This window comes from Vibrio syngnathi (assembly GCF_002119525.1).
Lineage (GTDB): Bacteria > Pseudomonadota > Gammaproteobacteria > Enterobacterales > Vibrionaceae > Vibrio > Vibrio syngnathi.
Genome location: NZ_CP017917.1, coordinates 762,997 through 788,788 on the forward strand (window position 1 = coordinate 762,997; position 25,792 = coordinate 788,788).

At 43.5% G+C, this 25,792-nt stretch carries 22 protein-coding genes and 1 pseudogene; 16 read left to right on the forward strand and 7 right to left on the reverse strand.

The features are described from left to right. Window positions 1-129 precede the first annotated feature (129 nt). Window positions 130-564: a thioredoxin TrxC gene (gene trxC / locus K08M4_RS18370; RefSeq protein WP_086050918.1), complete on the reverse strand. Its 435-nt coding sequence runs from the start codon at window positions 562-564 to the stop codon at window positions 130-132. A gap of 122 nt (window positions 565-686) precedes the next feature. On the opposite strand from trxC, the gene K08M4_RS18375 reads away from it, so the two are divergent. The 4 genes from K08M4_RS18375 to K08M4_RS18390 all read left to right on the forward strand — a co-directional run bounded on the left by K08M4_RS18375 (window position 687) and on the right by K08M4_RS18390 (window position 4,247). Further along, window positions 687-1,784 (forward strand): ketoacyl-ACP synthase III, encoded by a 1,098-nt coding sequence (locus tag K08M4_RS18375; protein WP_086050919.1) that lies wholly within the window; start codon window positions 687-689, stop codon window positions 1,782-1,784. A gap of 121 nt (window positions 1,785-1,905) precedes the next feature. Next, complete coding sequence (locus tag K08M4_RS18380; RefSeq protein WP_086050920.1) at window positions 1,906-3,138, forward strand: glycosyltransferase family 4 protein; 1,233 nt, start codon at window positions 1,906-1,908, stop codon at window positions 3,136-3,138. Window positions 3,139-3,339: 201 nt separating this feature from the next. After that, window positions 3,340-3,816: a YeeE/YedE family protein gene (locus K08M4_RS18385; RefSeq protein WP_086050921.1), complete on the forward strand. Its 477-nt coding sequence runs from the start codon at window positions 3,340-3,342 to the stop codon at window positions 3,814-3,816. Beyond that, window positions 3,816-4,247, forward strand: coding sequence for a YeeE/YedE family protein (locus K08M4_RS18390; RefSeq protein WP_086050922.1), 432 nt, complete (start codon window positions 3,816-3,818; stop codon window positions 4,245-4,247). Before K08M4_RS18385 ends, K08M4_RS18390 begins: the two co-directional genes overlap by 1 nt. 158 nt (window positions 4,248-4,405) lie before the next feature. Here the strand turns inward: K08M4_RS18390 and K08M4_RS18395 are convergent, their stop codons facing one another. Then, window positions 4,406-5,284, reverse strand: a complete 879-nt coding sequence (locus tag K08M4_RS18395; protein WP_086050923.1) for an endonuclease/exonuclease/phosphatase family protein — start codon at window positions 5,282-5,284, stop codon at window positions 4,406-4,408. Window positions 5,285-5,585: 301 nt separating this feature from the next. Here K08M4_RS18395 and nrdD point away from each other — a divergent pair, with 301 nt between their 5' ends. Together nrdD and nrdG are read left to right on the forward strand one after the other, a co-directional pair. Beyond that, on the forward strand, window positions 5,586-7,706 hold the full coding sequence (gene nrdD / locus K08M4_RS18400) for an anaerobic ribonucleoside-triphosphate reductase (protein ID WP_048613547.1): 2,121 nt from the start codon (window positions 5,586-5,588) through the stop codon (window positions 7,704-7,706). A gap of 189 nt (window positions 7,707-7,895) precedes the next feature. Continuing rightward, window positions 7,896-8,366, forward strand: a complete 471-nt coding sequence (gene nrdG, locus K08M4_RS18405; RefSeq protein WP_086050924.1) for an anaerobic ribonucleoside-triphosphate reductase-activating protein — start codon at window positions 7,896-7,898, stop codon at window positions 8,364-8,366. Between the two features lie 113 nt (window positions 8,367-8,479). Here nrdG and K08M4_RS18410 read toward each other — a convergent pair whose 3' ends face one another. After that, window positions 8,480-9,907, reverse strand: a complete 1,428-nt coding sequence (locus K08M4_RS18410) for an MATE family efflux transporter (protein WP_086050925.1) — start codon at window positions 9,905-9,907, stop codon at window positions 8,480-8,482. 90 nt (window positions 9,908-9,997) lie between these two features. Between K08M4_RS18410 and K08M4_RS18415 the strand changes: the two genes are divergently transcribed. The 4 genes from K08M4_RS18415 (at window position 9,998) to K08M4_RS18430 (ending at window position 14,872) form a co-directional block, all read left to right on the forward strand. Further along, window positions 9,998-10,837 (forward strand): AraC family transcriptional regulator, encoded by an 840-nt coding sequence (locus K08M4_RS18415; RefSeq protein WP_086050926.1) that lies wholly within the window; start codon window positions 9,998-10,000, stop codon window positions 10,835-10,837. Between the two features lie 252 nt (window positions 10,838-11,089). Beyond that, window positions 11,090-12,274 (forward strand): amino acid aminotransferase, encoded by a 1,185-nt coding sequence (locus K08M4_RS18420; RefSeq protein WP_086050927.1) that lies wholly within the window; start codon window positions 11,090-11,092, stop codon window positions 12,272-12,274. An 11-nt stretch (window positions 12,275-12,285) separates the two neighbouring features. Then, the gene (locus K08M4_RS18425) at window positions 12,286-12,972 is read left to right on the forward strand and encodes a putative ATP-dependent zinc protease (protein ID WP_086050928.1); all 687 of its coding nucleotides are present in this window, start codon (window positions 12,286-12,288) and stop codon (window positions 12,970-12,972) included. A 292-nt stretch (window positions 12,973-13,264) separates the two neighbouring features. Further along, on the forward strand, window positions 13,265-14,872 hold the full coding sequence (locus tag K08M4_RS18430) for an ABC-F family ATPase (protein WP_086050929.1): 1,608 nt from the start codon (window positions 13,265-13,267) through the stop codon (window positions 14,870-14,872). A gap of 247 nt (window positions 14,873-15,119) precedes the next feature. Here the strand turns inward: K08M4_RS18430 and K08M4_RS18435 are convergent. The 3 genes and pseudogenes from K08M4_RS18435 to K08M4_RS18445 form a co-directional block, all read right to left on the reverse strand. Then, window positions 15,120-16,998: pseudogene (locus tag K08M4_RS18435) on the reverse strand (methyl-accepting chemotaxis protein). 290 nt (window positions 16,999-17,288) lie between these two features. After that, the gene (locus tag K08M4_RS18440) at window positions 17,289-17,813 is read right to left on the reverse strand and encodes a hypothetical protein (RefSeq protein ID WP_086050930.1); all 525 of its coding nucleotides are present in this window, start codon (window positions 17,811-17,813) and stop codon (window positions 17,289-17,291) included. 112 nt (window positions 17,814-17,925) lie between these two features. Further along, window positions 17,926-18,312 carry a YgiW/YdeI family stress tolerance OB fold protein gene (locus K08M4_RS18445; protein WP_086050931.1) on the reverse strand — a complete coding sequence of 129 codons (387 nt, stop codon included), beginning with the start codon at window positions 18,310-18,312 and terminating at the stop codon, window positions 17,926-17,928. A gap of 262 nt (window positions 18,313-18,574) precedes the next feature. On the opposite strand from K08M4_RS18445, the gene K08M4_RS18450 reads away from it, so the two are divergent. Genes K08M4_RS18450 through modC form a run of 4 tightly spaced genes read left to right on the forward strand, consistent with a single transcriptional unit; the run spans window position 18,575 to window position 22,668 of the window. Beyond that, entirely contained in the window at window positions 18,575-20,041 is a 1,467-nt protein-coding gene (locus K08M4_RS18450; protein ID WP_086050932.1) for a cobyric acid synthase, read from the forward strand. A 57-nt stretch (window positions 20,042-20,098) separates the two neighbouring features. Further along, a complete protein-coding gene (gene modA, locus K08M4_RS18455; protein WP_086050933.1) occupies window positions 20,099-20,857 on the forward strand; it encodes a molybdate ABC transporter substrate-binding protein in 759 nt (252 codons plus the stop codon). Beyond that, complete coding sequence (gene modB, locus K08M4_RS18460; RefSeq protein WP_086050934.1) at window positions 20,858-21,556, forward strand: molybdate ABC transporter permease subunit; 699 nt, start codon at window positions 20,858-20,860, stop codon at window positions 21,554-21,556. 5 nt (window positions 21,557-21,561) lie between these two features. Continuing rightward, window positions 21,562-22,668, forward strand: a complete 1,107-nt coding sequence (gene modC / locus K08M4_RS18465; protein WP_086051511.1) for a molybdenum ABC transporter ATP-binding protein ModC — start codon at window positions 21,562-21,564, stop codon at window positions 22,666-22,668. A gap of 446 nt (window positions 22,669-23,114) precedes the next feature. Here the strand turns inward: modC and K08M4_RS18470 are convergent, their stop codons facing one another. Further along, complete coding sequence (locus tag K08M4_RS18470) at window positions 23,115-23,552, reverse strand: DUF3069 domain-containing protein (RefSeq protein ID WP_004731036.1); 438 nt, start codon at window positions 23,550-23,552, stop codon at window positions 23,115-23,117. 131 nt (window positions 23,553-23,683) lie between these two features. Here K08M4_RS18470 and K08M4_RS18475 point away from each other — a divergent pair, with 131 nt between their 5' ends. After that, window positions 23,684-24,655 carry a diguanylate cyclase gene (locus K08M4_RS18475; protein ID WP_198299351.1) on the forward strand — a complete coding sequence of 324 codons (972 nt, stop codon included), beginning with the start codon at window positions 23,684-23,686 and terminating at the stop codon, window positions 24,653-24,655. 77 nt (window positions 24,656-24,732) lie between these two features. Then, entirely contained in the window at window positions 24,733-25,743 is a 1,011-nt protein-coding gene (locus K08M4_RS18480) for a Solitary outer membrane autotransporter beta-barrel domain (protein ID WP_086050935.1), read from the forward strand. Window positions 25,744-25,792: the final 49 nt, after the last annotated feature.

Below are 25,792 nucleotides of genomic sequence, written 5' to 3' on the forward strand. Positions count from 1 at the left end.
AAAACAGTAGGTTAGATAGTCTTGATTTGATAAGACTCTCTAACCTATTTTTGTGTGCCTACTTAGAACAAAGCAAAAGCTAATTCAATAGCTTAATCAATAGCTTAACCAATAGCTTAAATAATAGTGTTACTTGGTTAGAGCTTGATTAAGCCATTGATTAAATTGACCTTTTGGTAATGCACCGTTAATCGTATCGACACGTTTACCATCTTTAAACACCATCACGGTTGGAATGCTTCTGATTTGGTACATCGCGGCAAGCTGTTGCTGAGCTTCAGTATCAATCTTAACGAATCGAACATCTCCCGAACGCTCTTTTGCGACGTCGCTGAACACTGGCGCAAAGCCCACACATGGGTTGCACCATGTCGCCCAGAAATCGACAACCACAGGCTGTGAACTGTTCAAGATAGATTGGAAATTAAGTGACGTTCCCTCGATAGGAGCGCCATCGAGCAATGCTGTTTTGCATTTACCGCAGGTTGGGCTTTCTGAAATTCTCTCTGAAGGAACTCGGTTTACGCCATTACAAGAAGGGCAACGTGTGTTGAATGTAGACATAACTTTCTCTTTTTATTGCAACTCCGTGTCTAACGCGATTTACGAATCGCGCACGGAACGCTTATACTGTTTAAAACTAGAATACGATACTTAAATAAAAACGAACAATAAATAGGTAAATGATGACAAAATTTTACGCCGAGATTACGGGCTGGGGAAAGTGTCTGCCACCAGCCGTGCTGTCCAATGATGATCTAAGTACTTTCATTGATACGTCTGACGAGTGGATTCGAACTCGAACTGGTATAGAAAGCCGTCGTATCAGTCATGTAAATACCTCTGAACTTGCAACTGTTGCCGCGAAACATGCCATGGCGTGTGCCGGCCTAACGGCTGCAGATATCGATCTTGTTATCATCGCAACGTGCAGCCCAGACTCACTTATCCCAAACACGGCATCTAAGGTTCAACAGAACCTAGGCATTAAGAGTGCTGCGGCTTTCGACCTTAACGCAGCGTGTACCGGCTTCATTTACGGTGTTGAAACGGCGACTCGACTGATTCAAGCGGGTAACTATCGTAATGCTATTGTCGTGGGTGCGGAACGTTTGTCATTCTTCATCGACTGGACCAAGCGTGATACCGCGGTTCTGTTCGGTGATGGCGCTGGCGCTGTGGTTCTATCTCGCACCGAAGAACAAGTTGGCTTACAAGAAGCTCAGATCGGTTGTGACGCAGAAGGCCGTGACATTCTAGCGGTACCAAAATTCGGTACTTCTATGGACCGCTTTGCGGCTGATAACGGTTACTGGGACTTTGATTTCGTAGGTAAAGAGATCTTCAAGCGTGCAGTGAAAGGCATGGGCGCTGCGGCACACACAGTATTAAGCCGTACTGGCATCTCAACCGACAATATCGATGTTGTGATTCCGCACCAAGCTAACATCCGAATCATCCAAACTCTGTGTGATATGGCGGGCATTGAACGTGAGAAAGCGTTTGTTAACATCCAAAACTACGGCAACACGTCGGCTGCGACAGTGCCAATCGCACTGTGTGAATCGTTAGAGCAAGGTTTTGTTAAACCTAACTCAAACATTCTTGTGGCGGCATTCGGAGCCGGTTTAACTTGGGGCGCTGGTCATATTAAATGGGGCAGCCGTGTTGAACCGTTAGGTCAATCGGATGCTAAGCTTCCAGAAGTCGAAAAATCAGCTTTAGAGCTTTTAGAAAGAGCCATTTTACACTGTAAAACGCGGCCTAACTCAGAAAGTGAGTAGCGGAGTATGGTACGAGTTCGCCTTTTAAGTCGGATTCGCCCCATGATACAAACCGACCATCATCGATAAACGTTTAATTAGGGACTAATCTGGTCCCTTTTGTTATTTCTTAGGAAGTGTTTTGAAGAAAGTTTTAGCAATTGGCTACGTTTGGCCAGAACCGAATTCATCGGCGGCGGGCAGCCATATGATGTCTCTTTTACGCCTGTTCAAGAGACAAGGTTGGTCAGTTGAATTTGCAACGCCAGCTCAAGAAACCGAGCACATGATCGATCTCTCTGAAGAGGTCATCACGAGCCAATCTATACAGTTAAACTGCGACAGCTTTGATCAGTACATCGAAGAGCTGCAACCCGATATCGTGATGTTTGACCGTTTCATGATGGAAGAGCAGTTTGGTTGGCGCGTGGAAAAAGTATGCCCGAATGCATTTAAGTTACTGGATACCGAAGACTTACAGTTCCTACGTAACGCGCGCCATGAAGCAGTTAAGAAAGATACTGAACTGACCAAAGCGCATTTGTACATTGACTTGGCTAAACGTGAAATTGCCGCAATCTTACGCTGTGATCTTTCGTTGATCATTTCAAGTTACGAGATGGATCTGCTTAAATCTGAGTTCAATATCGATCCAAAACTGCTTCATCACTTGCCGTTCATGGTTGATCTTAATACACTTCCTGAAAGCACGAAAAGCTTTGAAGAACGTAAGCATTTCATGACGATAGGTAACTTTAGACACGCACCGAACTGGGATGCTGTGCTTCAGTTACAGAAGATTTGGCCGAAGATTCGCAAGCAGTTACCTGAATCCGAACTTCATATTTACGGATCTTATCCGCCGCCGAAAGCAACGGCTTTGCACAACCCTAAAACCGGTTTCCATATAAAAGGTTGGGCGAAAGACGCTCAAGAAGTGATGGAGCAGGCTCGTGTGTGTGTTGCACCTCTACGATTTGGCGCGGGCATTAAAGGCAAGTTGCTTGATGCGATGAAGCTGAAAACTCCGAACGTGACGAGTGAAATCGGCAGTGAAGGCATGTTACCGCAAGGTGAATTGCAATGGCCGGGCGCGGTTGCTGATGATATCGACGAGTTTGTTGAAGCTGCAGTTGCTCTGTACAAAGATGAAGAGAAGTGGCTTAAGGCACAAAGCCAATGTCATTCAATCCTTGAAGCGCACTATGAGCAAAATCAACTGGGCGACACATTGATTGAGCGATTAACTGCGTTAGAGTCTGATCTTGAATCTCATCGACTGGATAACTTTTTTGGTTCGATGCTTAAGCACCATAGCATGGCGAGCACCAAGTACATGTCACAGTGGATAGCTGAAAAGAACAAGACTAAGTAACTAACAAAACAAAAACCGAATCAAATAATAAGCCCTTAGGTTAACGCCTTGGGGCTTTTTTCATGAAGGGCGCTTGTTAATTTCAGACTTACAAACCGAACATATTAGTAATACATTAGCATTGACTAATTTATATTTATTAGTAAACTCTAATTTAATTTGAGGGTGATGAGTTAATCGACGTTATGAGAGAGGTCAGTGATGAGTTTAATACCTTGGGATGCATTTTTTGGTGGCATGCTACTAGGCGCGTCGGCAATTATTCTGATGTTGGGGATCGGGCGAGTTGCGGGGATCAGCGGAATCGTTAGCCGCTTATTGCCGTCTAGAAACAACAAAAGATTAGAATCAGGATCTGAATCCAGCTCGGATACCAACACAGAGAAAACCGAAAAACATTGGCGACTTGCTTTTGTTGTCGGAATGGTCGTGAGCGGCTGGTTATTGATTCCAACAGGCTACCAACTTCCGCAATTAGAAGAGATCAACTTCGCGGTGGTTATCATCGCCGGATTATTGGTGGGCTTCGGTACCAAGATGGCGAATGGCTGTACTAGCGGACATGGCATTGTCGGAATGGCTCGTTTATCTAAACGTTCAATTGTCGCGACCTGTGTATTTATGGGTGTCGCGATGGCAACAGTGCTGGTTAAAAACCTGATTGGCTTGGGGGCATAATGAAAAACTCTTCATTTACTATCGTTATCGGCTTGTTCGCAGGTCTTCTTTTCGGCGCTGGCATGATCATTTCAGGTATGGTTGACCCGAACAAAGTACTTGGCTTTTTAGATATTACTGGTGACTGGGACATTAGCTTGGCATTCGTCATGGGTGGCGCGTTATTGGTCTTCGCTCCGTTTTATCACTTGGTCATTAAAAAGCGCGCTCAAGCCGTCAATGGCGAACCTTTAGATAGCAGTAATAATCCACTAATAGATAGAAAGTTGATCTTAGGTTCAACTGCCTTTGGTTTAGGCTGGGGGATTGCAGGCTTTTGCCCTGGCCCTGCAGTAACCAGCCTTAGTGGGGGTAGCCCAACGGTATGGCTGTTCGTCTTAAGCATGCTGGTGGGAATGTGGTTGGCGGGTCGTGCAAACAAGATCGGGTAGCAGTATACCTATCATTTATTGCATGGGCTGAGATGACTCGCTCTGAAGTTGCCAAACAGAGAGGTTGACTCGCTTTAAGTAAAAAGCCAGTCAGCCTCTTTCTGTATTTACCGCTGTCTTTAATCTGCCGTTACCTAAAGTCTGCTTTTATCTAAAACCTAAAGTTTGATAGTCGTTGAAACTGGGCAATGGTCACTGAGTTTATAGTCCAGAACATCTTGCGTTTCAAAGACCTTCTGTTTAGCAGGAGAGGCATCTAAGGATTTGCTCACTACAATATGATCAATCACAGAACGGAACTGGTGTGTGCGATGGTTATTGCGGTTAGAGCGCACCTTACAATCTGCTCGAGTTTTTCTTGTTGCCAATTGAGCATCGGTATTTTGCGTCATATCTTTCCACATCCAATCTCTTGAATAGGAGAGGTTGTGGTTAAAATCGCCCAGAATCGCGTAGTCTTCATCTCTGCGTTCTCTTTGCTGTATCCACTTATTCAGTTGTTTAGCTTGGTCTTTGAGCCTTGAACAGTCACGGTTCGATTTGTACGCGCCGCTGCAACCCGCCTTTAAGTGTACTGACAACATGTGAATTGGTTTTGTATCCGTTTCCACAACCATATAACTGGCGAATCTAAGCTTGCTGTTAGCACTAGTTTCCAGAGGAAAGTCAGCGTAGTCGGTGAGTGTGGTTCCTTTACGAACCGCGAAGCCAGTGTACTGGTTCACTTTTTTGAACTGATGGTGACTATTCTGGGGTAATGAACGGTCAGACATCAATATCTTGTATTGATTGCCGGCGATGCGCTGAATGGCATTTACATCATCGACTTCTTGAAAAGCGATCACATCCGCGTCTAAGGATTTAAAGTACGTTTCGAGTTGATCGAAATCTGCTTGGTTTCGTTTGGAAGAAAACTTATTCACAGCCTCATTGGTTGATAACCATTCGATATTCCAACTGGATATGGTTAAAGGTTCGCCAAATGCTTGGCTACTGAATAAGCAGCCTATCATTATCCAGTTTTGAAGTCGTTTCATCCCAAATATCCCTATTTTTGGTGTGCAATATAGTTGAGCCGTTATCCTACAACACTTACCGAAAATTCAACTCTTTTTAGCAGTTTTTTTATTGTTACATTGTTTCTTTTCGACTTGAGATCTCACGTAATAATATTGGATTTATCTTGTTCGGCGTGCCTGTTTTATTGATCCAAATCAATACTCAATGTTGGTGGTTCTCGTTAAATACGCCACAATATCTAGTGTTAGTTAAACGATAAATCGCTCTATAGTGTGTTTGTGGATAAGTCTGTGAATACCTCAAGAGTAAGGAGAAGTGGTGAAATCAATCGTAATCAAGCGTGATGGCTCAAGAGCTCCATTCAGTAGAGATCGCATCCAAGCTGCAGTGGAAGCAGCATCAGACAAAGCCGATAAGGAAATTGCTATTTATGCACTGAATGTGGCATTAGCAGTTGAGTTGAAGCTCGAAGACTACGATGAAGTTCATATCTCTGAAATTCAAACTATGGTCGAGAACGAGCTAATGCAGGGACCATACAAGTCTCTGGCTCGTGCCTACATTGAATATCGTCATGACCGTGACATCGCACGTGAAAAGCAAAGCGCTTTAACTCGCGAGATCGAAGGTTTGATCGAAGAAAGCAATGTTGATCTGATCAATGAGAATGCCAACAAAGATGGCAAAGTTATCCCAACTCAGCGTGATTTGCTGGCGGGTATCGTGGCTAAGCATTATGCAAAAACTCACATTTTGCCGCGTGATATCGTACAAGCTCACGAGTGTGGTGACATTCACTACCACGATCTAGACTACGCACCGTTCTTCCCAATGTTTAACTGTATGCTTATCGATCTGAAAGGCATGTTAACGCATGGCTTCAAGATGGGTAACGCGGAAATCGACACACCTAAATCGATCTCTACGGCGACAGCGGTAACCGCACAGATCATCGCACAAGTAGCGAGCCACATTTACGGCGGTACAACGATTAACCGTATCGACGAGGTTCTAGAACCTTACGTAATGGCGAGTTACGAGAAGCACCTATCACTAGCGAAAGAGTGGGATATTCACAGCCCAGAAGCTTTTGCTATCTCTCGTACAGAGAAAGAGTGTTACGACGCGTTCCAATCTTTGGAATATGAAGTAAACACGCTGCACACAGCTAACGGGCAAACACCATTCGTGACGTTTGGTTTTGGTCTAGGCGAAAGCTGGGGTTCAAAACTGATCCAGCAATCTATCTTGAAAAACCGCATTGCAGGTTTGGGTAAGAACCGTAAAACAGCCGTGTTCCCTAAACTGGTATTTGCAATCAAAGATGGTTTGAACCACCAGAAGCAAGATCCAAACTACGACATCAAGCAATTAGCGCTTGAGTGTGCGTCTAAGCGTATGTACCCAGACATTCTTAACTACGACAAAGTGGTAGAAGTTACAGGGTCTTTCAAAACGCCTATGGGTTGCCGTAGCTTCTTGAATACTTACGAAGAAAATGGTGAGTTGATTCATGAAGGCCGTAACAACTTAGGTGTTGTTAGCTTGAACTTGCCACGTATTGCGATTAACGCAAAACAAGATATGACTAAGTTCTACGAACTGCTTGATGAAAAACTGAAGCTTGCTCGTCGTGCTCTAGAAACTCGTATCTCGCGTCTAGAAAACGTGAAAGCGCGTGTTGCGCCAATCCTATACATGGAAGGTGCCTGTGGCGTTCGTTTGAAAGCGGACGACTCTATTGCTGATATCTTCAAGAACGGCCGTGCGTCTGTTTCTCTTGGTTACATTGGTATCCACGAAGCAATGACAGCACTTTACGGCACAGATGTTCACCTGTATGACGATGGCGAAATGCGTGCTAAAGCGCTTGAGCTGGTGGAGTACATGAAGCGTGAAGTGGAATCTTGGACCAAAGAGACTGGTTACGCGTTCAGCCTATACGGCACACCAAGTGAAAACCTATGTAGCCGTTTCTGCAGCATCGACACCAAAGAATTTGGTGTGATTGATGGCGTAACAGACCGTGGTTACTACACAAACAGCTTCCACTTAGACGTGCAAAAGAAAGTGAACCCATACGACAAGATCGATTTTGAGATGCCTTATCCTGAAATCTCTAGCGGTGGTTTCATCTGTTACGGTGAATTCCCGAACATGCAGAAGAACATTGAAGCACTAGAAAACGTATGGGATTACAGCTACACACGTGTTCCTTACTACGGCACCAACACGCCGATTGATGAGTGTTACGAATGTGGTTACAACGGTGAGTTCGACTGTACAAGTAAGGGCTTTACATGTCCTAAGTGTGGCAACCACGACTCAACCAAAGTATCGGTAACACGCCGTGTTTGTGGTTACCTTGGTAGCCCAGATGCACGACCATTTAACTTCGGTAAACAAGAAGAAGTTAAACGCCGCGTGAAGCACCTTTAATCTAACGAAGGCTCTTAGTAAGGTCTGCGATCTTTAGCGAGTTAACTTAGCAGAGCTACGTTTCAAGAAATAAGATTGGTATCGGCGCTATGTCGATACCAATTCTTTTGTTTCAACTGTTTCAACTGTTTCAACTGTTACAGCACTTCCTTCAAACTATTAAGCAATAACGAGTTTCAATACTGCCTTATGAATTACCATCAATATCACCCAATCGACGTTGTAAACGGCCCAGGAACACGCTGCACTTTGTTTGTGTCGGGTTGTGTACACCAATGTCGCGGGTGCTATAACCAGTCGACACAAAGATTGGACTCTGGGCATTTGTTTACTCAAGAGCTACAAGACCAAATTATCGCAGATCTCCAGGATCCGCGGATCAAACGTCGTGGGTTATCGCTTTCTGGTGGTGATCCTATGCATCCTGCAAACGTGTCCGAAGTACTGAAGCTTGTTCAGCGTGTGAAAGCGGAGTGCGAAGGTAAAGACATCTGGATGTGGACAGGTTACGAACTCGATGAGCTTGATGATAAGCAGAAGGAAGTATTGGAATACGTTGATACCTTGATTGACGGTCGCTTCGAGCAAGATAAAGCGGACCCGATGTTGGATTGGCGTGGTAGTTCAAACCAAATCATCCATCGATTTACTGATTTATAACTGTTGTCGTGACTTAGCACACTCGTAAAACGAAAAGGGCGTCATGGTTAGCGCAATGCAACCAATCGGCCCTTGGGTGTGAGTTCTTTTCGTTTATTAGCTCAAACTACCATTCAAGCAGCGACCTGATCTGGCTCTTCTATTAAGTTGTTGATCCATTTCTTAGAGTGAATCCTCTGACTGGTCAGAACTATTTTGGCTAGCTCTTCCAGCAGCACAATCATCAAAACCCACTCTAGCGGCCAACCCAACACCAACGCAGTAAAGTAGGCGAGGGGAATTCCGATTGCCCATTGGCCAAACAGGTCGATGAAGATACTGTAGTTGATGTCTCCACCACTTTTTAGCACTCCGCCTATACCAACCATATTGAAGACTCTTAGTACCATACCGAGTGCCATTACTAAGGTAACGTTAACGGCCGTATCTTTGAGCTCTAAGTGAGTAAGACCGATCATGTATACGATCGCGGGTTTGGCGATAAAGCACATTAACGCCAGTAAAGCAGAAAGCCCACAACTCACTAACACATAGCCCCAAGCTGTATTCTCGACACGTTGATAGTTCTTCGCACCGATCTCGTTACCTAGAATGATGGAAGCCGCAACCGCAAACCCCAAAAAAGCAGAGATCAAAATGCTTTCAACAGGCGATAGCAGTGAAATGATAGCAAGCTCTCCAACCCCCATTTGGCCAACAATAACGTTGTAAATAAGAATCCCGCCCGCCCATGCTGTGTCATGAACCAACAGAGGTATGGCTATCGTGAAGTACTTCTTTCTATGCTTCGCTAATATCGCATCTCGCCAATTGCTTAATGTAGGAAATAGGTGGGCGTAGTGTCTCTTTGCCATAACAAGCAATGCAATGGTTTGAAAGAATCGAGATACCGTGGTGCCAATAGCCGCACCAACCACACCCAGTTCTGGAAACCCAAACAAGCCGAAGATCAATAGGGCGTTGAGAATTGCATTGACGATAATTGCCCAGAAACTGATTTTGGTGGGCAGCTTGGCTTCGCCCACAGAACGAAGTGCACTCTCTAGCGGCACAACTACAGCGGTACCAATAAGGCTGGCTCCTGTTATCCAAAGGTAATCCGTTGCCAAGCGGACGTAATCAGGGTCTGAGGCCACCACAGACACGACTGATTCAGGAGCCAATGTATAAATGAACACAAAGGGCATGATGGCAAAGATCGAAAGTGCCCATGATTGCGCTAGTGTACGTCGAATTCCGTTGAAATCACCGGCACCAAAATGTTGCGAAGCTAGCACGCTCACGGCTCCACTAATCCCCGATACCATGATCAAGTTGAAGAAGAAGATACGGTTGCCAACACCAACCGCGGCGGTTGCAGAATCACCAAGCTGATTGACCATAAAGATATCGACCACGCCAAGCAGTGAAAACAACATGGTTTGCAACGAGACTGGTAAACCGATGTGTAATAGTTTTTGCCAAAATTCTTTGTCTAAATGACGATATGTCGAGAGCATCGCATTTCCCCGGTAGTGATTATGCGAGAAGTTTATCGGCATTTGTTTTCGCTGTATTCTTCAGACTCATCACAAACTTTTGCCAAACTATCCACTTTGATAAGTTGGCCAATTGAATGAGTTAGCAGTGATATGAGTGATAAACAAGAAAGGTATGAGATCTCTGAAAAGACGCACCAAGAGTTTGTCGATCAAAGCCATGTATTGGCATTTGAAGAGCTCGGTATCGTTCAATGTGGGACGGCGTCGTGTCGAGACTTCTTTTCGGTGTATCGTAAGAACCAACAGAAACACATGCTGTTGTATACCGTGAGAGGAAAAGGTTGGTTAGAAAGTGAAGGGTGTCGCTACATTCTAGAGCCGGGTTCGTGCATTACTGTTCCAGCAGGCATAGAGAATGGCTTCGGAATTGAGGAAGAAACATGGCAAATCGCATGGATCTTTCTTTCGCCAGATAAGCAATGGGACAAAGTCGTGAGTAATGAAGTCAGCTACACGCTTTCGCCAGCAGCAGAAGTGGTGTCGTCTTGTATTCATACGTTGTTGAGAAGCATTGCCTTGCCCATAGATTTGGGAGGAGCGATTGCGATTCACAGTGTAGCCCAAATAGAGTTCATGATTAATGCGCCGGTTCCGCAGCAGCAATCACGAAATTTGATTCGCTTAAGGCGCGTATTCGACAACGTACAAAAACAGTTGCACAAAGAGTGGAATGTTCATGAACTCGCGAGCTTATTCCCGTGCTCAGAGCCACACTTCCATCGTTTGTGTCAGCGCTATTACTCACACAGCCCAATGACTCATATTATGCGTATGAGAATGGAATACGCTGCGCGGCTACTTAGATCGAGTGATTGGTCGATTCAACACATTGGTGAGATAGTAGGATATCCAAATGCCGCTAACTTTAGCACTCGGTTTAAAGCGTGGTCAGGAATGACACCAAGACAATTCAAACAAAGTGCACAATAGCGATCTTAATAGGGAGCATAGAAACATAAGACACATAGAAGCATAAGATACCTAGAAATACAGTGCTTTGAATTGTGCAATAGGTTATTAGGTGTTTGAAATTTGCACTGTTTATCCGTTTGAAATGACCAATCTCTAATTACTTCTGATTACTTATGGTAACTAAGCGCTTCTATTAAAAAATGTTTCTGATTTGTCTACGATAATGTTAACGTGAAACTCATACTTGAATTTCAAAGGGTTGTGACTTTCATGTTTTCACATCTACCAAAACCAACTTTAGATCCAATTCTATCTCTGTCTGTCGCTTACCGCGGCGATACTCGTACTGATAAAGTCGACTTAGGCATTGGCGTTTACAAAAACGACCAAGGTGAAACACCGATTATGAAAGCCGTCTCTAAGGCTCAAGATATCGTTGTTGAAACACAGAAAACCAAAGCTTATGTTGGCCTAGCAGGCTGTGAAGAGTTTAACCAGAGCATGGTTGATCTGTTGCTTAAAGGGACTTCTGCAATAGGTCGCGTTGCTGCGATTCAAACACCGGGTGCAAGTGGTGCACTTCGCATGTTGGGTGACTTGATGAAAGTCTCTCAACCAGACACAACGGTTTGGATTTCAAACCCAAGCTACGTTAACCATAAACCGGTGATGGAAGCGGCGGGCTTAAAAGTTAGATACTACAATTACTTCAGTCCTGAAACGAAGCAAGTTGATACGGCTAAAATGTTGGCCGACCTTTCAAAAGCGGGTCCATCAGACGTGGTACTTCTTCACGGTTGCTGTCATAACCCAACGGGTGCTGACATTGATTTTGAAGCGTGGCAGGAAATTACTAAGTTATCGCAAAAGAATGGTTTCTTACCGTTTGTTGATATTGCCTACCAAGGCTTTGGTGATGGCCTAGAAGAAGACGCAAAAGGTCTTCAACATATGGCGAACAACGTAGAAGAGATGTTGATTACGACGTCATGTTCGAAAAACTTCGGTTTGTACCGTGAAAGAACGGGTGCCGCGATTGTTATCGGTAAGAACAGCGAACACGTAGGCAATGCTAAAGGTAAGCTACTGACACTGGCTCGTTCAACTTACACAATGCCGCCAGATCATGGTGCCGCGTTGGTTAAAACAATTCTTCAGAATCAAGAACTAACGACGATTTGGAAACAAGAGTTGAGTGAAATGCAGCAACGTTTGTTAAATCTGCGCAAAAGTTTATGTGACGAATTGCGAAATACTTACAACACGTCACAATTTGACTTCATCGAAAGCCATAAAGGCATGTTTAGTGTACTAGGCTTTAAAGAAACTCAAATGAATCAACTACGTGAAGAATATGGAGTCTATGGTGTTGGTGATGGACGCATCAATATCGCGGGCCTTTCTGAATCCCATATTCCTTATGTGGCTAAAGCGATAGCCAACGTTTCAAAATAGAAGGTGACTGAATGTATAATTGGAAAGCGATTGTAGTCTTAATGCTAAGTGGTGGCCTGTTTGCTTGTTCGACGACGACTCAAGTTCCTGTCGAGCCAGAGCAAAAGCCTCAAGTAGAACAACCTGTTGTGGATGAATCTTCTAAGACTGACGCAACTGAAGGCGAGAAAGTAACGGAACCTACTGAGAAGCCTGAAGAAGTGAAGCCTACTCAGCCAGAAGCTAAACCAAAGCCTGAACAAAAACCGGCTGCAAAACCGACGAAAACAAGCGATGGTAAACTGATTCTTGGTGAAGAAGAGTGGGTGTTTGTTCCTGGTTTGAAAGAAGCATTTAAAGCTCGTGTTGATACAGGCGCAACAACATCTTCGATCAGTGCTGTAGATATCGTTGATTTTGAGCGTGACGGAAAAGATTGGGTCAAGTTCAAAATTGAACATGACGGCATCACAACCAAAGAGATCAGTTTACCGGTAGAGCGCTGGGTTAAGATCAAGCAATCGAGCGCAGAGGGTACACAACGACGTGCTGTTGTCGTAGCTTCAATTCAAATTGGCGATCTAAAAGACAAAACTGAGTTTACGCTAGCAGACCGAACGCATCTTTCTTTCCCTATTCTGTTGGGTAGAAGCTTCTTTAGAGATGTTGCGGTAGTGGATGTAGGCCAGAAGTTTGTTCAGAAAAAAATAACGAAATAGCATTAAGTTATCGTTAATCCAGATTTAGTCTGGTGCTTTTATTTTTTGTAAATCGAATCCCTGCTAATGGAAATTAGCGGGGATTTTTTCTATTTCCGGCGTAATTAGCGATGAAATTCATTTAATTGTCCATTGTTCTCTATTCGTTCACGGTTTAACCTCGACAATGTGATCCCGATCTCTATATAATCCGCGCTTCGTTTTATGTTTAATCCATACTTTCGTACATCTTGTTTAGGCGCGTTAATCCGCTTAAAAATTATCTGTCAGTACACGCTTAGGAATTAGTTCTTTGATATCTACCGCGAACATCACAATGCAATTTGGCGCAGAGCCGCTGTTTGAAAACATCTCTGCTAAATTTGGTAACGGCAACCGCTATGGTTTGATCGGCGCCAATGGTTGCGGAAAATCAACGTTCATGAAAATCCTAAGTGGTGCATTAACGCCAAGCTCGGGTAACGTTTCTATCACTCCAGGTGAAAAACTGGGTGTGCTAAGCCAAGATCAGTTCGCTTTTGAACAATACAGCGTTATCGACGTTGTGATCATGGGTGACAGAAAACTGTGGGAAGTAAAACAAGAGCGTGACCGTATTTATTCTTTGCCAGAAATGAGCGAAGACGATGGCATGAAAGTCGCTGAGCTTGAAAGTGAATTCGCTGAAATGGATGGCTACACAGCAGAAAGCCGTGCAGGTGATATCCTAATTCAAGCGGGTATCGAAGAAGAATTCCATTTTGGCCTGATGCAACAAGTTGCTCCGGGTTGGAAACTGCGTGTGCTATTGGCACAGGCATTGTTTGCAAACCCAGATATCCTGCTTCTTGATGAACCAACCAACAACTTGGACATTCACACGATTAACTGGCTTGCTGAAGAGCTAAACCAGCGTAAATGTACAATGATCATCATTTCGCACGATAGACACTTCCTTAACTCTGTATGTACACACATGGCAGATATCGACTACGGCGAGCTACGTGTTTACCCAGGTAACTACGAGTACTTCTTAGAAGCGTCTGGTTTGATTCGTGACCAACTTCTAGCGAGCAATGCTAAGAAAGCGGCAGAGATCAGCGAGCTGCAAGACTTCGTAAACCGTTTTGGTGCGAACGCATCTAAAGCGAAACAAGCAAGTTCTCGCGCTAAGAAGATGGACAAGATCACGCTTGATGAAGTGAAATCATCGAGCCGCATGAGCCCATCAATTGATTTTGGTGAAGGCAAGAAACTACACCGTCAAGCGCTTGAACTTAAAGAGCTTGGTCACGGCTTCGATGGCGAAACACTGTTTGCTGGTGGTAACTTGCTGCTTGAAGCGGGTACTCGTCTTGCCGTTATCGGTGAGAACGGTGTGGGTAAAACAACACTATTGAAATGCCTAGTTCAAGAGCTAGAGCAAAACGAAGGTATCGTTAAATGGTCTGAAAACGCATCAGTAGGCTACTGCCCACAAGATAGCACGTCTGACTTTGATAACGACCTGAGTATCTTCGATTGGATCTCACAATGGCGTACAGTGAAGCACGATGACCTTATGGTACGTGGTATTCTCGGTCGTCTATTGTTTACTGCTGATGATGCGAACAAGAAAGCGCGTAACTGTTCTGGTGGAGAGAAAAACCGTCTGTTATTCGGCAAGCTAATGATGCAAGACATCAACGTGCTTGTGATGGACGAACCAACGAACCACATGGACATGGAAGCAATCCAAGCCCTGAACGACGCATTGAAAGTTTACACGGGGACACTTATCTTTGTAAGCCATGACCGTGAGTTCGTTTCTTCGCTAGCAACACACATCATTGATGTAAAAGACCAACAATTAGTGAGCTTCCAAGGTACTTATGAAGAGTACTTGGATCATCAGAAAAAGATGCTGATGGTTAGCTTATAACAGTCTTAGTTGGTCTATAACCGTATTGGTTGACCTATAGTTGCATTAGTAATTAGTAAATAGGTAAACGGCTAGCAGCTAACCGTTTATTTGCTAACTATAATAAGAAAGCAATGAGAATAAGAAAGCCCCCGAACACAATAGTGGTCGGGGGCTTTTTTTCGTTCTGATGTTGGTTCTAATTTTAAACGCGGTTAAACAACATTGTTTAACCGCGCTCAAGAACTAGAACGAATTATCCGTACGTCTAGTATTTAAACAATTGAACTTGAGTATTCAACTGTTGAGCAATACCGCGCAACTCTTCAGACAAGTGACGAGAGTTATCAGCCTCAGTAGACATGTTTTCTGATACATCATTAACCAACTGAATATTCTTACTGACTTCACCGGTAACCGATCTTTGCTCAGAAGCTGCATTCGAAATATGTGAAGCCATCTCCGAGATCTGTTGAATCGATGTCGCGATCTCTTCCAATGCAATAGTCGCATTGTTTGCATCATCGACACTTGATTGCGCCAAGTCTTGGCTACGTTGCATTGATTCAACCGCACTGACGCTGTTTTTCTGAAGAGTCTCGATCATTTCGCGAATCTCGTCTGTAGAGCTGTGAGTACGTTGAGAAAGCACATGAACTTCATCTGCCAAAACCGCGACCTTGCTCACCCGCACGTGCCGCTTCAATCGCTGCGTTTAAGGCCAATAGGTTAGTTTGTTCTGCAATATCAGAAATGGTTGATAGAATAGTGTTGATGTCTAACGCATTTTTCTCAACTTCTTGAATGATATCTGAAGCGTTCTCAACTTGTTGAGCAAGGCTAGTTATCGAATCTTGGTTGCGAATGATGACTTGCTTACCTTGTTCACAATTCTCTGTTGAAATGATCGCTGAATCAGCCGTCATTTGCGCGTTGTTTGCTACTTCTTCTGCTGTTGCCGACATTTCATGTACGGCTGTAGCAATCTGATAAATTTCGTGAAGTTGGACTGATAGACCTTCACTTGTTTGACGAGCAACATTGGTACTAATTTCAGATTGCTGATTAAGCTGGTTTGAAGAGCCCGCAATATCACGCACTATCTCTTGAAGTTTTGCTATGAACGCGTTGACGTGATGCGCTAGGGTGCCAATCTCGTCTTTACTATGAACAGCCATACGCTGTGTTAAGTCGCCGTCACCTTTGGACAATGCTTCCATTGCCGAGCTTAGTGCCGTTAATGGCGACAGTGCTTTCTTGATGATAAACATCGCAACAAATGCGATTACAGCAAGTTGTATTAGACCAAATATTACCGACTGACGAACTAATGAATAGTAAGAAGCAAAAGAGTGGTCTTCATCGATAACAACAGTGAAGTACCAGTCTGTATGAGGAACTTCCTGAGCAGAAAGAAGGGAGTCGGTACCTTTAATGGTTAGCTCTTCAAATTCTGGATTTTGCGCAAGTGATTTGATTGTCTGAGCAGAAAGGTTGTTTGAAATATTAGAAACAGGCTTTAGCGTTAGGCTACGGTCTCTATGGGCAACAATGTTACCTTTACCATCGACAAGAAAAGCGTAAACACCAGGTTGCTCGATACTTACAATATCATTAATGAGAGTGTTTAAGTTCAGGTCTGCACCAATAACACCAGAGAAACCGTTGGTATTGAATGGGCTTGCAATTGTTACCACTAGGTCATTCGTAGCCACATCAACATAGGGTTCAGTGACGACTGTTTGACCAGCCGCCATAGGCGCTTTGTACCAATCTCGAGTACGTGGGTCGTAGTCTTGCGGTACTGGCAAATCACCACCTAGAAGAAAGCGACCGTCAGAAAGCCCAGCGTAGGCAATTTGGAATTTACCAGCGCTCGTACTTTGAGTTAAATAGCTAGTTGGGTCATCGGTAAAAGTAAACGAATTTTTCGCTGCATTTACAACGTTGATTCGGCCTTCAATCCATTTTTCTATACCCGATACCGTTGTATCAGTTAGTGTATTTGAATACTGCTGAATGGAACGATAGGTTTCGTTGAGAAGTTGCTTACCTGTTACATAAGTCTGAATCGTGGTCATCGCGAAAATAATGACAACAAACATCAATGTTAATTTGTTCTTGATTGAAATATTGCTAACACCCATTTACGGTACATCACTCTTTTAGAAATTTTCGAGAGAGTAGCAGTACGCCGTATTACCGTAAAGATATTTTATTACTGATTTTTATCAATAAATGAATAGTATAAAAATGAGTTATAAATGGAAGTGACGAGAAAGGGTGATTTTCGAGGGTTTTAAGCTAAATGTTTAGTTTTTAGTTGCAAAATCAGCCATTAAGGCCAATAGGTCACGAGACCATTAGCCTTTAAGTTACCGTTTAAACAATCGAATTTAACATTTGATCACTGATGGATCTTAAGTGTTGAATAGACTTAAAAGCCAAATCGAGCTGACATTAAGAATTGGTGGCCGTAAGTACCGTTATTTCGAAGGTCAATACCTACTGAAAGCTGTTCTGTTGAGTGGAAGCGAGCCCCTACACCGACAATTGAACTCGTGTCGTCGCTGTCGACGAGTTGACCAAGGCGGGCGTTAACTTCAATGTTTGACAGCAACCAAGCTCTTAAACCAATATTGATTTCAGTTTTAATGTGGTTACCATCATTACGTTCGATATTGTGCAGTAACATCTGTCCAGTAATATCAGCCAACTGATTAATTGGGCCGTTGAACCCCATACCTACAGCCGCATCCCAATCCCCTTCAAACTCAGAATCGATTCGAGCAACAAAGTGTGAGTTTTGAGTGAACATTGTTGTGACTTCGCCACCAAATGTACTAGGGCTAATACCTGTGCGCAGCTCAAATGTATTGTAGTTAAAGTTGTTTGCATACGCAGAGAATGAACACAGTGTAACCAACCCTAAAAGGACCGTCTTGTTTGCGCTACCTAGCATGGTGACTCCATATTAATTATATTTTTCGGCATTATAATGCAAAAAAGCCTGCAATATGCAGGCCATTTGTTATAAATCATGTCTTATAAGTCGACGGTACGGAGTTTGTATCTTACAAAACTTGAATATGATCTACTTCGATCTCTGGCGTTTTACCACCTTCGTATTCGCCAAATATACGAACTTTTGTATCTGCGGTGAGCGGTTGCGCTAGAAGGATATCGTCATCCAGCTCGATTTGAATTTCACTCTGACCATCAGAGAATACGAACGTATCGTTCTTTAGTTGACGAACAATCTTGCCATCTACGATTGCTTCTTGCTCTGCGAACATGCTGGTGTCTGCTAGTAGAGTCGCAACTGAAACGGTTTCAATCGGTCCCGTGTACGCAATAGCGCTCTGATGCTTGTGGTTACTGTCGCTGTGATGGTCACTAGCCATTGCGAAAGTAGGAGCGAGGATAATAGTAGATGCGATCGCTAATACAGTTTTTTTCATGGTGAATCCCTTAATGTTGTTTTTATTAGAAACGTTTTTCTTAATTTGAAACGTTTCTTTTCGTGAGTGCGCTTATTTTGTTTGTAAGCTTCGTTTCTATGGAGCTATTAAACAACACTGGGGTTGAATCCAGAGTGAGTAACACATTCATTTTCCATTCATTTTATTGAGCATCTACACGACAATGACGTTAAGATGGAAGCAGAGAAATATTGCCCATAGCTATAAATTGAAAATTAAGAAATAAAGGATTTAAGTACAGATGCGATCACCGTTAAACGCCCTTATGGTTCAAGGGACAACGTCAGATGCCGGAAAAAGTGTTTTGGTGGCAGGTTTATGCCGTGTTTTAGCAAGGAAAGGCATCAAAGTGGCACCTTTTAAGCCACAAAATATGGCGCTAAATAGCGCAGTGACAAAAGATGGTGGCGAAATTGGTCGTGCTCAAGCGGTTCAGGCACAAGCTTGTAATATTGAGCCTACCGTTCATATGAATCCTGTATTGCTAAAACCCAATTCAGATACGGGTGCGCAAGTGATTCTACAAGGAAGAGCACTGACGAATATGGAAGCGACCGGATATCACGACTACAAGAAAGTCGCGATGAATTCGGTTATCGATTCGTTTGATCGACTTTCCGAAGAATACCAAAGCGTGATGATTGAAGGTGCGGGCAGCCCTGCAGAGATCAATCTTCGAGAAAACGATATCGCGAACATGGGCTTTGCTGAAAAGGCAGACATCCCAGTGATCATCGTTGCTGATATTGATCGTGGCGGCGTTTTTGCACACCTCTACGGCACATTAGCTTTATTATCTGAATCTGAACAAGCGCGCGTAAAAGGCTTTGTGATAAACCGTTTTAGAGGCGATATTGCGCTTCTACAATCTGGTTTAGACTGGCTAGAAGAGAAAACAGGTAAGCCAGTGATAGGGGTTTTGCCTTATCTACATGGTTTTAACTTAGAGGCGGAGGATGCGATAACCTCTGCTCAAGAGTCTGATGGAGAAGCTAAACTCAAGGTTGTGGTGCCAGTACTAACTCGAATCAGTAACCATACAGACTTTGACGCTCTGCGACTTAACCCGTCGATTGATTTACGTTACGTAGGCAAAGGCGAGCGCCTGAACAACGCTGATTTGATTGTATTGCCGGGAACAAAATCGGTAAGAGCCGATTTGGAATACCTAAAACAGCAAGGTTGGGATAAAGATATTCAGCGTCATCTTCGCTTGGGCGGGAAAGTGATGGGTATTTGTGGCGGTTATCAGATGCTAGGGAATATCATCCACGACCCAGATGGCGTTGAAGGGAAACCTGGAAGCAGTGAAGGGTTGGGGTATCTTGATACTGAAACGACACTAACACAGCAGAAAACTTTAACCAATGTGTGTGGAACCATGACACTTGATGGCAAAACTGCACAAGTAAAAGGGTATGAAATCCACGTAGGTAGGACTGATGTCAATGAAACGGTATTACCGGTTCAGTTAGAATCTGGCAGTGTTGATGGTGCTGTGAATCAAGATAATTCAATTTTTGGTACTTACCTGCATGGCGTATTCGATAACAGTGATGCATTGTCGCTTATTTGCGAATGGGCAGGCGCCAATGATGTGACAGCGATTGACCATGAACAGCTTAAAGAGTTGGGTATCAATCGAATCGCTGATGCCATCGAAGATCACTTGAACCTTGACCTGATTTGGCCTGAATTAACAGCTTAGGCCGCAACTTAGAAGTTAGCTCAAGAATTTAAACGAACAATAGATTAAATGAGAATAATGAAAAAACGAGTCATCCTTTTAACTATCGTCTTAGTTTCAGCACTGAGTTCTACTCATCTTTTGGCTGCTGAAAAACTACGAGTTTATGCTGCATCGTCGATGACGAACGCGGTTAACTTGTTGGTTGAAGAGTTTGAGAAAGATCATTCTGTCGATGTTATTCCAGTGTATGCGAGCACGTCGTCTTTGGTGCGCCAAATCGAACGAGGTGCGCCAGCAGACATTTTTATCTCGGCAAACGAAAAATGGATGACGCATTTAGTCGATCGCCAATTGGTTTCTAGTGACAATGTCACAAACTTGTGCGAAAACGAACTCGTGTTAATTTCCCCGAAAGAGACGCCAATATCTTTGGACCTCTCAAACGGTGACCAATGGGCTAAACTTCTAATGAATGAAAGACTTGCAGTTGGCAACACCATGTCGGTTCCTGCGGGTATCTATGCGAAAGAAGCGCTAGAAACGTTAGGTGTATGGGACGATGTGAAGACTCGATTGGCACCAAGTAACAATGTACGTATGGCATTGGCTTTGGTGGAGCGTAGTGAAGCTAAGCTTGGCATTGTCTACAAAACAGATGCGTTGCTTTCTAAAGAAGTGAACCTAGTGTCGACGTTCCCATCAGATTTACATACGTCAATACGTTACCCTGTAGCGAAATTGAGCGATAAAGTCGTCGCAGAACAGTTCTATACTTTCCTAAAGAGCGAAAAAGCGAAGGACACCTTGAACAGTTTTGGATTTGAAGTGCGTTAAATGATGTATCTATCGGAATACGAATACCAAGCCTTAATGCTGAGCTTGAAAGTCGCTGGGTTTGCCATCTTATGGCTTATTCCTATCGGTATCGGCTTAGCGTGGTTGCTTGCTAAAAAACAATTTGTGGGCAAAAGCATTGTAGAGAGTATTGTCCATTTGCCTTTGGTGCTTCCACCCGTGGTTATTGGTTATTTGTTGCTAGTGTTGATGGGCAGACAAGGCGTTATTGGCTCTTGGCTTAATGACGTGTTTGGTATTGTATTCAGTTTTAGCTGGAAGGGCGCTGTTCTAGCGTGTGTGGTCGTAGCGTTGCCTCTGATGGTACGTTCTATACGACTGAGCTTAGAAACCGTAGACAGTAAACTTGAAGAGGCCGCAGCTACATTGGGCGCTTCACCTCTTCGTGTGTTTTTTACCATCACTTTACCTCTGATGATCCCAGGGATCATTACTGGCACCATGCTTTCATTTGCAAGAAGTCTGGGTGAATTTGGTGCGACCATCAGCTTCGTTTCCAATATCCCTGGAGAAACTCAAACCATTCCTTTAGCCATGTATACCTTTATTGAAACCCCTGGAGCTGAAATGGAAGCGGCTCGTTTGTGTGTCATTTCTATAGTGATCGCACTGAGTTCACTGATGCTTTCTGAATGGCTCAACAAAAAGTCAGCAAAACGTTTGGGGGGTAACGCATGAGTCGCATGAGCGCTTTGGTCCTCCAATATCAGCAACAGCTTGGTGAAACGTTTTTTGATATTGACTTGGAATTACCGAGTACTGGTATTACGGCAATTTTCGGTCGTTCTGGTGCAGGTAAAACCTCACTTATCAATGCCATTAGTGGCCTTAAACAGCCAGATAAGGGCTTGATCAGCGTATCGGGAACTACTTTGTTCGATAGTGATAAGGGCATTAACTTGCCGACTCACAAACGCAATGTCGGGTATGTATTCCAAGAATCACGATTGTTTCCGCACATGAAGGTGTCAGGCAATCTTAAATATGGCATCAAAGACTTCGATAAAACGCATTTCGATCAGATTGTCTCCTTGTTATCTCTCGGTCTATTGCTAGACCGTTACCCAGCACGTTTGTCGGGTGGTGAGAAGCAACGAGTGGCGATTGGACGTGCTTTGTTGTCTAAGCCCAGCATTCTATTGATGGATGAGCCATTGGCGTCTTTGGACTTACCTCGTAAGCGTGAAGTAATGCCGTTTCTGGAAAACTTATCTGAAACCGTCCAAATACCGATTATCTATGTTACTCATAGCCTCAATGAAATATTACGCTTGGCAAATCACCTTGTGATCATTGATCAAGGCAAAGTTATTTCATCGGGGATGACGGAAGAGGTATGGGCATCGAGAGCCATGCAACCGTGGCAATCTTTTTCAGAGCAAAGCTCGTTGTTTGAAGCGACATTAACGGAACATAATGATGATTATGCGTTGTCACGTCTAACGTTAGGTAAATCAACGTCACTTTGGGTTCAAAAGGTGTCGAGCGAGCTTGGCACTACGGTAAGGCTGCAAGTGAGGGCAAATGATGTCTCTATCACGCTACAGCAGCCGCAAGGCACTTCGATACGTAATATCCTTCCTGTCACTATTAAAAGGGTAGAGACGCACCAGCAAGGCTCGAATAAGCAGAGTGTCGCTGTCGAGTTAGAACTTGAGGCCGGATGCTACCTATGGGCAACTATTACATTGTGGGCGCTGGATGAGCTGAATTTAGAAATTGGACAACGTGTCTACGCACAAATTAAAGGCGTGAGTGTCGCGCAAAGAGATATCGCGATAACGCACTAAGTTCATGCACTAAGTTCATGCAGCAAGCTCATGCGATAAGATATTCAGATCTAGCGGTAATACATTAAGATCCCACGACGTACCTGGTTTTTGGTTTCATTTTAGAACGGGTGAAACTCGATCTTGATTCTGTGACTCGATCTTGATTCCATAAATGACTACATGCGTCATTTTATAGGGTGTAACTGCCAGTTCTGCGTCATACTATATGAGTGTGTATGTATATTTTCGTGCGATGATAAAAGTTAGAATTATAAGAGCCACAATGAGAACCCCTGCACTAACAAGAACCCAGACGTTACGTTCGAATAATAGAAGAAGCGAGCAGAAAAAGAACGTATAGAAAAAGCTGCAGGTACAAAAAAGCCGCATGTTTTAAATAACATACGGCTTAATCATTAAGTTTTCGTTAAGCATTCAACCTAAATTTAGGTGCTCTAAATGGCTTAGCGGATGAAAACTTCTTTGAAATCACGCTTCAAGATAGCATCACGGCGCGCTTTCTTGATTTGCTTAGCCATGTCTTTTACACAGTTATGTAAAATTTGGTCAAGCAGTTGAGCTCGGTACTCTTCTTTTTCTTCATCAGACATGCCTTCTGGAAGTTTAAGAGTAGGGAACTCCTCCATCATGTTTACGCCAGCGAAAGCTTGGCTAACAGAGATTAGAGCGTGGAATTGCTCAAAGTTGTCCAAAACATTTTGTGCGCTTGCTGGAAGGCTGCTCCAAGTTTCACGCACTGCTTCTTCAGACACTTCGTGAATAGAAGTAACCATGTTGTGCATCTCTTTAGGCACTTCATCAAATTCGATAACTTGGCGAAGCTCTGGTGAGATAGTGGTTAAATCGATTTCTTGTACTTCGTTGTTTGTAGCGTCTGACATAGTATTTCTCTTTAAAAAGAAACAATGCTAAAAAGATCTGTAAAAAAGTCAATATAATATAGAGATTAGGGCATGATTTAAGCCCAAATTTGAGCTACTTTGAATATTCAACACTAGATAAAGGTGATGTGATGATAGAAAAGGGATCTTCGATGCGCATATTGCTAGTTGATGACGTTCAACTGGATAGGATGCAACTCGCTATTCGACTCAAGCAACTGGGTCATGTTGTAGAAGCTGTTGGTAGCGGAAAAGAAGCCCTGAATGTTTATTCTGATTTTGACCCTGAACTCGTGTTACTGGATATCAGCATGCCAGACATGGATGGTTTTGAGGTCGCTAACGAAGTTCGTCGGCAATTCCCAGAATGGGTTCCGATCATCTTTTTGAGCGGTCATGAAGAGCCTGAAATGATCGCAAAAGCGATAGATGCCGGCGGCGATGACTATTTGATCAAACCGGTAAATAAAGTTGTTTTGAACTCTAAGTTGATTGCGATGCAGCGTATTGCGCACATGAGACGAGAGTTAAAACAGAGTACCGCCAAACTCGAAGAGCTGAATATTTTGCTGCAACAACAAGCCAACGAAGACGGCCTAACCAAATTATACAACCGTCGATATATGGATACTAAGCTTGAAGAGAGCATTGCGTGGCACGGACGACGTAATATATCCATGACCGTCATACTACTCGATGTTGACTTCTTTAAGCCTTACAACGATAACTATGGCCATATTCAAGGGGATAAGTGCCTGCAAGGGCTTGCCAATACTTTGAAAGAGCTCTTTGTTCGAGCTGGAGAGTTTGTTGGACGTTACGGCGGTGAAGAGTTCGTCATCATTCTGAGTGATACCGACAGCTCCGCGGCTAATTTACAGGCCAATCGTGTAAAAGAAGCACTGCATCAAATGAACTACGTCCATGACTACTCAGCAGTGTCTGACAGAGTGACAGCGTCACAAGGCGTATTGTCATTCGTGCCTGAAGGTGGTGAGGCTATCGCTTCTATTTACGAAAAGGTTGACCAAGCACTGTATCAGGCCAAGCAAAGCGGAAGAAATACCTACATACAACGCGATATTATGGAGCTTGAGCAATAGTTGACGAGCTTCGGTAGTAACCTGAATTATACTTCTAGTAGCTTGTAAGCCAGGAAGTGACTTAAGTGATAAAAGAAATGCAGCATTCCAAGTCATTCGTCATGACTAACTCAAACAAAGGTCTTGTATTAACTCTGTTTGTTTCCGTGTGTCCAACCGCTGTTAACGCAGCTTCGCTCTCTGAATTGGTCAGAAAAGACATTGAACAAACCTTCGCAACGAGTGTTTTGCTCAATGATACGGATGTGTTTACCTTTGGCATAAATAATTTTGATCCCAACAAAGTCTTTAGTTTGGACAATGAAGATATTGGCTCTAATGACTCAGTAAGTCGCCGACAAAATATCGCGTCCCTCAGCCTTCCTTATACCTTTAAAGTGCCAAGTTATATTGAAGACAACCATCAAGAAGTAACACTTCGTTTATCTGCGTTGCGGATAGAGAAGGATGTTCAATATGCCAGTTCAACGATAAGCGACTTTCAAAAAGAGTCTGTTGTTTCTGGTTACGTTGAGTATGCGAACGTATCCCAGTTGAACGAATACTGGAGTTTTAGTTCTGCAATTGGTAACCATATTTCCTATTATCGAAACGATTTTGAATATCGTTCTTCGTTGCTTGCACCTATTCAAGGTCAACTGGATGGTCTTTATCTGAACACGGATGCTTGGGCATACATAATAGAGCCTAAGATAAAGTTGATGTTTGAAGATAAGAATGACTGGGGTAAATATAAACTCAGTACCAGTTGGCATTACTTTAATGGTGTCGGTTGGGGAGAAGCCAATAACGGTAATATTGGTCACCCAGAAGGTTGGTACATAGCAAATGAAGCTAAGATCTTCTATGACTTAGTTCGTTGGGACAAAAACATCACATCCATGTATTCGAGTATAAGAAGAATAGATATTGGTGGTGACACTGTAGCGTCTATGGGTACTACGGCTTACTACGAAGCTAGTGTAGGTTGGTTGCTTAACCCTAATCTGTTTAATGACTGGGTCGACAATGTAGGAATAGGGTTTACTATCAATTACGGAAGCAGTTTGAAAGGAGGGAGCTTAGTCATCTTCTTTAACCAAGACTAGTCTAAGCACCTAAGCACCAACGCTTTCGATGTTCACACCGCTAAATTAC

Coding starts and splice junctions, on each gene's coding strand:
- trxC (WP_086050918.1), bottom strand. CDS start 564: ATGTCTACATTCAACACACGTTGCCCTTCTTGTAATGGCGTAAACCGA.
- K08M4_RS18375 (WP_086050919.1), top strand. CDS start 687: ATGACAAAATTTTACGCCGAGATTACGGGCTGGGGAAAGTGTCTGCCA.
- K08M4_RS18385 (WP_086050921.1), top strand. CDS start 3,340: ATGAGTTTAATACCTTGGGATGCATTTTTTGGTGGCATGCTACTAGGC.
- K08M4_RS18390 (WP_086050922.1), top strand. CDS start 3,816: ATGAAAAACTCTTCATTTACTATCGTTATCGGCTTGTTCGCAGGTCTT.
- K08M4_RS18395 (WP_086050923.1), bottom strand. CDS start 5,284: ATGAAACGACTTCAAAACTGGATAATGATAGGCTGCTTATTCAGTAGC.
- nrdG (WP_086050924.1), top strand. CDS start 7,896: ATGAATTACCATCAATATCACCCAATCGACGTTGTAAACGGCCCAGGA.
- K08M4_RS18410 (WP_086050925.1), bottom strand. CDS start 9,907: ATGCCGATAAACTTCTCGCATAATCACTACCGGGGAAATGCGATGCTC.
- K08M4_RS18415 (WP_086050926.1), top strand. CDS start 9,998: ATGAGTGATAAACAAGAAAGGTATGAGATCTCTGAAAAGACGCACCAA.
- K08M4_RS18420 (WP_086050927.1), top strand. CDS start 11,090: ATGTTTTCACATCTACCAAAACCAACTTTAGATCCAATTCTATCTCTG.
- K08M4_RS18425 (WP_086050928.1), top strand. CDS start 12,286: ATGTATAATTGGAAAGCGATTGTAGTCTTAATGCTAAGTGGTGGCCTG.
- K08M4_RS18440 (WP_086050930.1), bottom strand. CDS start 17,813: ATGCTAGGTAGCGCAAACAAGACGGTCCTTTTAGGGTTGGTTACACTG.
- K08M4_RS18445 (WP_086050931.1), bottom strand. CDS start 18,312: ATGAAAAAAACTGTATTAGCGATCGCATCTACTATTATCCTCGCTCCT.
- K08M4_RS18450 (WP_086050932.1), top strand. CDS start 18,575: ATGCGATCACCGTTAAACGCCCTTATGGTTCAAGGGACAACGTCAGAT.
- modA (WP_086050933.1), top strand. CDS start 20,099: ATGAAAAAACGAGTCATCCTTTTAACTATCGTCTTAGTTTCAGCACTG.
- modB (WP_086050934.1), top strand. CDS start 20,858: ATGATGTATCTATCGGAATACGAATACCAAGCCTTAATGCTGAGCTTG.
- modC (WP_086051511.1), top strand. CDS start 21,562: ATGAGCGCTTTGGTCCTCCAATATCAGCAACAGCTTGGTGAAACGTTT.
- K08M4_RS18470 (WP_004731036.1), bottom strand. CDS start 23,552: ATGTCAGACGCTACAAACAACGAAGTACAAGAAATCGATTTAACCACT.
- K08M4_RS18475 (WP_198299351.1), top strand. CDS start 23,684: ATGATAGAAAAGGGATCTTCGATGCGCATATTGCTAGTTGATGACGTT.
- K08M4_RS18480 (WP_086050935.1), top strand. CDS start 24,733: ATGCAGCATTCCAAGTCATTCGTCATGACTAACTCAAACAAAGGTCTT.